Origin of the sequence: Oceanimonas baumannii (assembly GCF_002245495.1) — a bacterium.
GTDB classification, from domain to species: Bacteria; Pseudomonadota; Gammaproteobacteria; order Enterobacterales; family Aeromonadaceae; genus Oceanimonas; species Oceanimonas baumannii.
This window is the reverse complement of the sequence record NZ_NQJF01000030.1, coordinates 1-2286: the sequence shown is the minus strand read 5'-3', so window position 1 is coordinate 2286 and position 2286 is coordinate 1. Positions and strand designations below refer to the sequence as shown.

General features: G+C 58.7%; 2 protein-coding genes. Both read left to right on the top strand.

The features are described 5' to 3' along the window. A partial coding sequence (cysD, locus tag B6S09_RS17960; RefSeq protein ID WP_094279854.1) for a sulfate adenylyltransferase subunit CysD occupies window positions 1-888 on the top strand: 888 nt, incomplete at its 5' end. Beyond that, window positions 888-2286, top strand: a 1399-nt coding sequence (gene cysN, locus B6S09_RS17955) for a sulfate adenylyltransferase subunit CysN (protein WP_094279853.1), incomplete at its 3' end; no start/stop codon positions are given. The genes cysD and cysN, both read left to right, overlap by 1 nt.

The window sequence follows — 2286 nt, the reverse complement described above, 5'->3', positions numbered from 1 at the left end:
CACCTGCAACGGCTGGAAGCCGAAAGTATTCACATTATGCGGGAAGTGGTGGCCGAGGCCGATAACCCGGTCATGCTCTACTCCATTGGTAAAGACAGCGCCGTGATGCTGCACCTGGCCATGAAGGCCTTTTATCCTTCCGTGCCCCCCTTCCCCCTGCTGCATGTCGATACTCGCTGGAAGTTCCGTGAAATGTATGAGTTCCGCGACCACATGGCCAAAAAGCTCGGCATGGAGCTGCTGGTGCACGTCAACCCCGACGCCATCGAGAAAGACATCAACCCCTTTACCCATGGCTCGGCCATTCATACCGACATCACCAAAACCGAAGGCCTGAAGCAGGCACTGGACAAATACGGCTTTGATGCTGCCTTTGGCGGTGCCCGCCGGGATGAAGAAAAGTCCCGCGCCAAGGAGCGTATTTTCTCGTTCCGCACCGCCCAGCACCGCTGGGACCCCAAAAACCAGCGCCCTGAGCTGTGGAAGCAGTACAACGCTCGCAAGCTCAAGGGCGAGTCCATTCGCGTGTTTCCGCTGTCCAACTGGACCGAGCTGGACATCTGGCAATACATCCACCTCGAGAACATTCCCATTGTGCCCCTCTATTACGCTGCCGAACGCCCGGTGGTGGAGCGCGACGGCACCTTGATCATGGTAGATGACGAGCGCATGCCGCTGAAAGACGGCGAAGTGCCGATGATGAAGCATGTTCGTTTCCGTACCCTCGGTTGCTACCCGCTCACCGGTGCCGTCGAGTCCGAGGCCGACACCCTGCCCGCCATTATTCAGGAAATGCTGCTGACCAAAACCTCCGAGCGTCAGGGTCGCATGATCGACCACGACTCCGCCGCCTCCATGGAAAAGAAAAAACAAGAGGGCTACTTCTGATGGCGCACCAATCCGATCTGATCGCTTCCGATATCGAGCAATACCTGCAACAACACGAGCACAAGAGCCTGCTGCGCTTCATCACCTGCGGCAGTGTGGATGACGGCAAGAGTACCCTGATCGGCCGCCTGCTGTTTGAGTCCAAGATGTTGTTTGAAGATCAGCTCGCCGCCATGGAAGCCGACTCAAAAAAATACGGCACCCAGGGCGAAGACATCGACTTCGCGCTGCTGGTCGACGGCCTCGCTGCCGAGCGTGAGCAGGGCATCACCATTGACGTGGCCTACCGCTTCTTCTCCACCGACAAGCGCAAGTTTATTGTCGCCGACACCCCCGGACACGAGCAGTACACCCGCAACATGGTGACCGGCGCCTCCACCGCCGATGCCGCCATCCTGATGGTGGATGCGTGTAAAGGCATTCTCACCCAGACCCGCCGCCACAGCTACCTGATGTCGCTGCTGGGTATTCGCCACATCGTGGTGGCCATCAACAAGATGGATCTGGTGAATTACTCGGAAGAGACCTTTAAGCGCATCAAGGAAGAGTACGCTCAGTTTGCCGGGCAGCTGAATCTCGAGAGCATTACCTATATTCCGCTGTCGGCGTTCAAGGGTGACAACATCGTCGAGCCCAGCCCGAACATGCCCTGGTACACTTCACCTGAATACAAGGGCACCACCCTGATGGGCTACCTGGAAACCGTGGAAGTGGACGACACCCGCATGCAGCGCGCGCCGTTCCGCCTGCCGGTGCAGTGGGTTAACCGCCCCAACCTGGACTTCCGCGGCTTCGCCGGCACCATCGCCAGCGGCGTGATCAAGCCCGGCGATCGCATCCGGGTGCTGCCATCCGGCAAGGAAAGCACCGTCGAGCGCATTGTGGTGCATGGCGGTAATCTGCCGCAGGCTATAGCCGGCCAGTCGGTGACCCTGACCCTGACCGATGAAATTGATATTTCCCGCGGCGATATCATCTCCACCGCCGATGATCCCATCGCCACCGCCGATCAGTTTGAAACCACCCTGGTGTGGATGCACGAAGATGCCCTGCTGCCGGGCCGCCCCTACCTGCTGAAAATCGGCACCAAAACGGTCACGGCCACCATCACCGACATCAAATATCAGGTGAACGTCAACACCCTGGAGCACGTGGCCGCCAAGAAGCTGGATCTGAACGGCATTGCGGTGTGTAACCTCAGCCTGGACCGGGCCATTGCCTTTGATGACTACCAGAGCAATAAAGACACCGGCGGCTTTATTCTGATTGACCGGCTGAGCAACAACACCGTCGCCGCCGGCATGCTGAACTTCTCGCTGCGCCGCAGCCAGAACATTCACATGCAGCACGTGGATGTGAACAAGGACGCCCGAGCCCTCACCAAGAGCCAGAAGCCGG